The organism is Pseudomonas sp. TJI-51 (assembly GCF_000190455.2).
GTDB lineage: Bacteria > Pseudomonadota > Gammaproteobacteria > Pseudomonadales > Pseudomonadaceae > Aquipseudomonas > Aquipseudomonas juntendi.
In genome coordinates this window covers 1-6,871 of sequence record NZ_AEWE02000147.1, presented here as the reverse complement: position 1 = coordinate 6,871, position 6,871 = coordinate 1, and the positions used below count along the sequence as shown (strand labels likewise).

8 protein-coding genes and 1 pseudogene are annotated in these 6,871 nt (G+C 55.8%); 4 read left to right on the top strand and 5 right to left on the bottom strand.

The window, feature by feature from the left end; all coding sequences use genetic code 11:
- Window positions 1-136: 136 nt before the first annotated feature.
- On the bottom strand, window positions 137-1,123 hold the full coding sequence (locus G1E_RS29005; RefSeq protein WP_232555145.1) for an ATP-binding protein: 987 nt from the start codon (window positions 1,121-1,123) through the stop codon (window positions 137-139).
- Window positions 1,051-2,343 carry a PAS domain-containing protein gene (locus G1E_RS29925; protein WP_009682381.1) on the bottom strand — a complete coding sequence of 431 codons (1,293 nt, stop codon included), beginning with the start codon at window positions 2,341-2,343 and terminating at the stop codon, window positions 1,051-1,053. Before G1E_RS29925 ends, G1E_RS29005 begins: the two co-directional genes overlap by 73 nt.
- 160 nt (window positions 2,344-2,503) lie before the next feature.
- On the opposite strand from G1E_RS29925, the gene G1E_RS24995 reads away from it, so the two are divergent.
- The gene (locus G1E_RS24995) at window positions 2,504-2,884 is read left to right on the top strand and encodes an NUDIX domain-containing protein (protein WP_009682380.1); all 381 of its coding nucleotides are present in this window, start codon (window positions 2,504-2,506) and stop codon (window positions 2,882-2,884) included.
- 105 nt (window positions 2,885-2,989) lie between these two features.
- Here G1E_RS24995 and G1E_RS29920 read toward each other — a convergent pair whose 3' ends face one another.
- On the bottom strand, window positions 2,990-3,280 hold the full coding sequence (locus G1E_RS29920) for a hypothetical protein (protein ID WP_084728222.1): 291 nt from the start codon (window positions 3,278-3,280) through the stop codon (window positions 2,990-2,992).
- A 388-nt stretch (window positions 3,281-3,668) separates the two neighbouring features.
- Here G1E_RS29920 and G1E_RS28505 point away from each other — a divergent pair.
- A pseudogene (locus G1E_RS28505) lies at window positions 3,669-3,826 on the top strand (IS5/IS1182 family transposase); the annotation flags it as partial.
- Here G1E_RS28505 and G1E_RS24990 read toward each other — a convergent pair.
- Window positions 3,826-4,296: a hypothetical protein gene (locus tag G1E_RS24990; protein ID WP_033690299.1), complete on the bottom strand. Its 471-nt coding sequence runs from the start codon at window positions 4,294-4,296 to the stop codon at window positions 3,826-3,828. The pseudogene G1E_RS28505 and the gene G1E_RS24990 overlap by 1 nt on opposite strands.
- A gap of 201 nt (window positions 4,297-4,497) precedes the next feature.
- Here G1E_RS24990 and G1E_RS24985 point away from each other — a divergent pair, with 201 nt between their 5' ends.
- Window positions 4,498-5,700, top strand: coding sequence for a zinc-dependent alcohol dehydrogenase (locus G1E_RS24985; protein ID WP_033690300.1), 1,203 nt, complete (start codon window positions 4,498-4,500; stop codon window positions 5,698-5,700).
- Between the two features lie 13 nt (window positions 5,701-5,713).
- Window positions 5,714-5,947 carry a PLDc N-terminal domain-containing protein gene (locus tag G1E_RS24980; RefSeq protein ID WP_009682376.1) on the top strand — a complete coding sequence of 78 codons (234 nt, stop codon included), beginning with the start codon at window positions 5,714-5,716 and terminating at the stop codon, window positions 5,945-5,947.
- A gap of 234 nt (window positions 5,948-6,181) precedes the next feature.
- On the opposite strand, the gene G1E_RS24975 is transcribed toward G1E_RS24980, so the two are convergent.
- A complete protein-coding gene (locus tag G1E_RS24975; protein ID WP_009682375.1) occupies window positions 6,182-6,484 on the bottom strand; it encodes a hypothetical protein in 303 nt (100 codons plus the stop codon).
- Between the last annotated feature and the right edge of the window lie 387 nt (window positions 6,485-6,871).

Genomic DNA, 6,871 nt, shown 5'->3' with positions numbered 1-6,871 from the left:
CGAAACCAGGGGCGATTCAATGGTAGTGAATAATCCTGCGTCGCTGCCTGCCTGAGCATGGGCTGGGTCAGTGGAAAATCACTGTCCAAATGCTCGTGGAATCAGTGTCCAAGTGACCGTGGAATGAGTGTCCAAGTCAGCGTGGAATCACTGTCCAAGTGTTCGTGGAATGGGTGTCCAAGTGCGCGTGGAATCCGCAGCCGCCTGACTGCAGTACGAAACCGTGCACCATGGAGAGCCCTAATCCGGTGCCCTGGCCCTGCGGCTTGGTGGTGAAGAACGGGTCAAATATCCGCTTGATGTTCTCTTGGGAGATTCCGCTTCCAGAGTCAGTAACAGATATAGCGATGTATTCTCCAGCAGGTAGGTCGGCACGAGTTGCCATCAGGTCGTTGAGCTCGATTGTCTGCGTGGTGATGGAGATCGCACCACGACCCTCGGGCATCGCATCACGAGCGTTGATCGCCAAGTTGAGCAGCGAACTCTCCAACTGGGCGGGGTCAATCCGGGCCAACCCAAGATTCGGCTCTAGCTGCGTGATGACCGTAATGGCCGGCCCAACCGAGCGGTTGATCAGGTCGACCAGATCGCCGATGAGTACATTGATGTCCGTAGGGTGAGGATCAAGCGTCTGCCGTCGCGAGAATGCGAGCAGGCGCTGGGTCAGCGACGCTGCTCGCTTGGCGCTTACTTGAATACCCTCAAGCAGGCGCTCGGTACCCTCCCACTTACCCTGTTTCAATCGTCGGGACAGCAGATCAGCGCTTCCCAGTATCGCTGCCAGAATATTGTTGAAGTCGTGGGCAATTCCGCCCGTCAACTGCCCCAGCGCTTCCATTTTCTGCGCCTGACGCAGGGCTTCGTTCGCCTCCGAGAGCTCGTCTGTGCGTTGAGCGACCCGCTCTTCCAAGGTGGCCTTGGCATGCTGCACCTGGCGATAAAGTTGCGCGTTGTCGATAGCCACTGCGGCCTGGGCGGCAAGGGCAACTACCAGCCGTTCATGCCGCTCTGTAAATTTTCCCGGTTCGGGATGACCAAAAAACAGCCCCCCTAAGACATCGCCTGTTCTCGATACGACTGAAATTGCGAGGTAACTGCGCACTGGCAAATGCCCTTTGGGCATCCCACGATGCGGCTCGAATTGGCCGTAGCGAGGGTCGGCCAGGATGTCCAAGGATCGAACGACGCCCTCGTTTCGAAACGTGGGTGCAAATACGGGGTGGCGCGAGGATGGCCCAATTTTTCGAAGACCGAGCGTTCAGCTCCCGACAACGTATACAGTCTCAGATGCGCGCCGCTCTCGTCGACCTCATTGGCAAAGTACGAGCCATAAGCTGCCCCTGTAAGCGATGTTGCCGCATCCGTGAGGTCTTGCACGATCCGCTCAAGATCGAGGTCACTGGCGAACGCCGCGTTGATATCTCGGAGGATCTCAAGCGTTCGGCTTTCCTCTCGGAGCGCCCGCTCGGTTTCCACTCGCTTGGTAACGTCAAAACCCTCGCAAAAAATACCGGTCACACCCCCTGTATCGTCGAAGACTGGCTCATAGACGAAATCCAGATAACGAGTTTCAACTATCCCTGATTCACAGAGCAGCGAGATAGGCGTGCCTGTAGCAACGAACCGCTCGCCCGACTTGAACACCTCATCCAGCCAGGAGAAATAACCCTGCTCTTCAAGATCAGGGAACATCTCTTGTACAGAGCGGTTGAGGTAATCTCGATCACCAAAGCTACGCCTGAAAGCCTCATTGACGAATTCGAAAATGTGATCGGGCCCTCTGAGAATGGTGATGAACCCAGGCGCCTGTTCGAACATGCGACGATCTCGACCTAGGGTAATGTGCGAGGGCACTGGTTCCAGAACTGACGGCTGTACTTCTTGCCCTTGCACCAGGACAGCAACGATGTGTCCCTCTGGGGCTCGCAAAGGACTCAGGCTGAACGCCCACGGCTTTTCACGATCCAGGCGAACCGGAAACTCCGAATCGGAGAGTAACAGCAGGCTTGCCTTTTCCATGACAGCATCGAGCTGCAAACTGACCCGTCCCCAAACTGCCACCCAGACCTCATGCGCAGGCTTACCCAACCCCCCGGGATGACGACGCCCCATGACAGGAATCCAAGTGTCGTTGTAGAGCAGCGTTCTGTGGGCGCCCCAAAGAATTGCAGTTGGCAGATCTGAGCCAAGCAAGAAGCCTACTGCTTGCTGCAGCGGAACCGGCCAATGCCCAGGGTCACCTAGGTTGGTACCAGCCCAGTCCACTTGCCGCATCTGGGTGGCAATCTGTCCGTCGTGCGTCACGACCGATTCGATTGCTGAACGCTGATCACCGCAAGTCATATGAAAATCATCACCGGGGAAGGCCTATAACTCTAACGCAGGATCATCGTATTGGCGTGCTTATCTGACAAAACCCGCAGGGTGTGAGGGGTCATGCCAACGCTTAGCATGAACTTTCACCGTGATTTTCAGGCCTTCCGTACACAGAGGAGGGCTTACCATGACCAGCCTACGAGAAATGCATTCCACCGTGATCTGCTTGCAGAAAGGAAAGATCCTGTTAGTCCGCAAGGAAGCTCCCGAATGGTCACTGCCAGGCGGCAAAATCGATCCTGGAGAAGGACATGTTGATGCGGCAAAGCGAGAGCTGAAGGAGGAGACAAACCTGCCATTCAACGACGCTCAGTTCCTAGGTCATTACGTCTTTGATGACGAAGAGCACTATCTCTACAAGATGTCCGTTGAAACCTCGGTGCTGCCTAGCGCAGGTCACGAAATTATGGAATGCCGGTGGTTCAGCGGGCATGAATTGACGGGGATCATATTGAAGCCCACCAACATAAAACTGCTGGAGCGAGAGGGCTTGATCTTTCACGGGTAACGAAGCGCTCTGATGCTGCCCTGTCTCGTTCCGAGATGAATAGCTGTGGTTTGTAAAGGCGGTGGCCGCTGCCCCTGACGCGAAGCGACCACCCAAAGCCGAAGTTTAAGCCACCTGTTTTACGGCAGGTCGCTGATCTGTAGCAAGACGCCTTGCCCGCCCTACCCCCCAAGCCAGAGCTCGGGTCATTGATTCTCCGGGTCGCGAATCGAAGGCTTCTTCGTGTAATGCCATCCCAGAACAAGCGTACACGCCGATAAACATTTGAGTCTGACCGGTGCGCGAAAGCCTGACCTGAACGTCGATTGTAGTGCCATCGTCCAGCTCTTCGTCATGAGTCCGGTGATGAAGCGCTGGATCAGCCCAATTCCAAAAAACCTCACCGCGAATACGCATGTCGCCCTCCTTCGACTTTGGTTTCATACAGAATTCCTACCATAGCAAACAGGGAGGGCTATTCAATGACAGCGAAGGCTAGATGCTGGCTACCTGACAAGTGGACTCGATTCTTATACGTGCTCGATTTTTTGCATAAGAAATCTACCGCTCACGAAGCACGTCGAACTGGGGATGTCAGATATTCATTGTCGGAGTTTCTCCGATCGGGGATCAGAAGGCAGAGAGATGGATAATGGACGCAGGCATTAACCCGGTGAGCTGATCTCGCGTCGCAGGGCGGCTCAAACAGCGTGGGACAGCAGCTACGGATTCTCCGATCAAGTCAGCACAGACAAACTCGACATGTGCTGAAAAGTCCGCCATTCAGCCCCAGCAAGCCTTCCCCATGAGTCAGATGAGCTTCTCCGATTACGAGTACACCGGTAAGCGCAAACAGACCCGCCGTAAGCGTTTCCTGGCCGAAATGGAGCAGGTCGTGTCGTGGAGAGGGTGGTCGCGTTGTTCGAACCGCACTATCCAAAGGCCGGAGGTGGTCGTAAGCCTTAGCGGCTGCCCAGACGCTTGCCGATCAGCCCTTCATTTTCATCCGGCAGGCGCTGTTCATCAGGGCATCGACATCCTCGGTGAAGTCCTCGGAGAACCTCAGTGTCGGGTCGATGGGGTAAGGCCTGAATCTTCCTGCTCGACTGCTTACGATTTCCAGACGGCTCAGGTGACGCGTCGAAATCGCGCATCCGGTTGTATTTTTCAAGGCTGGAGACATCGGCATTGGATGGCGCATCGGGCTCGATGACGGCCTTGCCCAAAATCACCTCAACGAAGTTGGCCAGGGTTTTGAGCTGGGCCTTGGCTTCAGCACTGAGGATCTGTACGGCCATGGTTTCACGCAGATCCGGGAGTGCTTCGCCAGCCTCCAATGCCACCGCGTCTGTCAGAGCTTGTACCTGCGCAAGCACCTCAGGACGGGAGGCAGCGAACACCATGAATGCCAACATCGTGTCGTACTTCGCCACGCCCTCGCTTAATCAGCCTGGCTCTTTCGCACGGGCTCAAGATAGTTCGATACCGGTGTGACCAGGATTGTTCAGCTGGAGATGGTGGGCATCGAGAATCAGTTTAAGTACCACCGGACATGTTGGTCTGAACTTTGCCATCTGTCATGGCTTCCTCTGCATACCTATCACGGAAATATGCTGCTGCAGGAGCTGACACCCATGAGAGCACTGACCTACCACGGAGCAAACGACGTCAGGGTCGATAATGTCCCTGATCCCATCATCGAGCAAGAAGACGACATCATCCTCAGGGTCACCGCCACAGCGATATGCGGCTCCGACTTGCATCTTTATCGAGGCAAAATTCCAGAAACCGAAGCTGGCGATATCTTCGGACATGAGTTTATGGGCATCGTCGAGGACACCGGCAGTGCCGTTACCAATCTCCAGATCGGCGATCGCGTAGTAATTCCATTCGTGATTGCTTGCGGCAGCTGTTTCTTCTGCCAGCACGATCTGTTTGCTGCTTGTGAAACCACCAACACAGGTCGTGGTGCGATCATCAACAAGAAAGGCATTCCGCCGGGCGCCGCTTTGTTCGGATACAGCCATCTCTATGGCGGTATCCCTGGCGGCCAAGCGGACTACGTCAGGGTGCCCAAGGGCAATGTCGGCCCGTTCAAAGTGCCCACCAACCTGGGCGATGACAAGGTGCTGTTCCTCTCGGACATTCTGCCCACCGCCTGGCAGGCAGTCATCAATGCCGAAATCGGCCAGGGTTCGTCAGTAGCGATCTATGGCGCCGGGCCAGTGGGCTTGCTAAGCGCCGCCTGTGCTCGAATGCTTGGCGCTCAGACCATCTTCATGGTCGATGATAATGACTACCGCCTGGCCTATGCCCAAGAGGCCTACGGAGTCATAGCCATCAACTTCGAGCGGGACGACGATCCTGCAGACAGCATCATCCGCCAGACGCCAGGCATGCGCGGCGTCGATGCGGTGATCGATGCGGTCGGTTTCGAGGCCAAAGGTAGCACTGCCGAAACGGTAATGACGGCGTTGAAGATCGAAGGCAGTAGTGGCAAGGCGCTGCGCCAGAGCATTGCTGCGGTTCGACGCGGTGGGGTTGTCAGCGTGCCGGGTGTGTACGCTGGTTTCATCCACGCCTTCATGTTCGGCGATGCCTTCGACAAGGGGCTTACCTTCAAGATGGGCCAGACCCATGTGCAGAAATACCTGCCCGAACTGCTGCAGCACATCGAAGCAGGTCGCCTGCAACCGGAACTGATCGTCACTCACCGCCTGGCCCTCGAAGAAGCGCCCATGGGCTACAAGATGTTCGATCAGAAGCAGGACGACTGCCGCAAGGTCATCCTCGTGCCAGGCGCAGCGGCGGGCACCTTGGGCCCTGACTACGTGTAAAGGAGGCAAGCGCATGAACGGTCTCGCCAGCTACTTCTGGATTGCCGTGGCGGCAATCCTTCTACTCATCGATCTGTGGGCCATCGTCAGCATCTTCAGAAGCGACAAGTCAGATGCAGTCAAAGCAGCCTGGGCCCTGCTGATCTTGGCATTACCGCTGGTTGGCCTGGGAATCTGGGGCGTTGCAGGCCCGCGAGGTATCAAACGAGGCACTGGCCCCACTTCTGACGAGCACAGCAAAGGCTGACATTTCTGAGCGCCATCTACAGAGGTTTGCAAGATGATCGATCAAGCGACAGGCATGAAATCAGGTGAACGTTATCGCGTGGGAAACGTGGAGCGGGCACATCAGTTTCCAGGCTTCTTTCAAGACGGGAAGTATTACCTCGGCCCTGAGCGTCTCCTTGTAGGTTTCACAATCACACATTCATAACGCAGGGATAACTAGAGGTGGTCTGCGTACCGAGGAGTGGGCGTGATTTCATTGCGAGATCACGTTCCATCCCTCCTCTGCTGACGAACTCGTGAAATTACCCGGGCGATAATCCTCCCCAGCTACCGCTCTCAGGTAAGCAGCATCAGCCTCCAGACGAAGATCACGCCATTCCTGCCAGGAGATAAACCCTCGACGATCCATCTCATCGGCCTGGCGAAGCAACTCCTCGTGATAGTCGTCCGGGGAGTCCATGCGCAATGCCCTGTCTTCAAGCAGCCGATACCAGATCACCAAACAGTTGAGCTTCAGCAATTGGGCGGCGGAGAGGTTTTTCTCGAACTTTCGCATGAGGAGACCTCACAGGCTGATGGAGGGTTGAGTCACGAAGATTGCAGAGGTTCAGTAGAGCGGTGTCAGCGGCATGGATGTGTCTAGGTGGTCGTCCCGTTATAGATCCGCTCACGGATGGGAATGGATGACACTAACTCAAGTTGGAGTGAATTTCTTGAAACGCTAAAGATGTTGTAGTGATGGCATGCTGCTACGTCTTGCTGGAAGGCGGCAAAGATCTGGATGTCCCTCCCTTCCCGCAGCCGCATAATCCTTCCAAAACATTCGCGAACAAAGCTTGATGACGCCAAAGACGACTGCACCGGTTCTTTCGCGCAACCCGTCGGCCTGGGCCAAAACCCACGGAGTAAATACCCCGCGCCCCGACGTCCGAGTTGAACACAG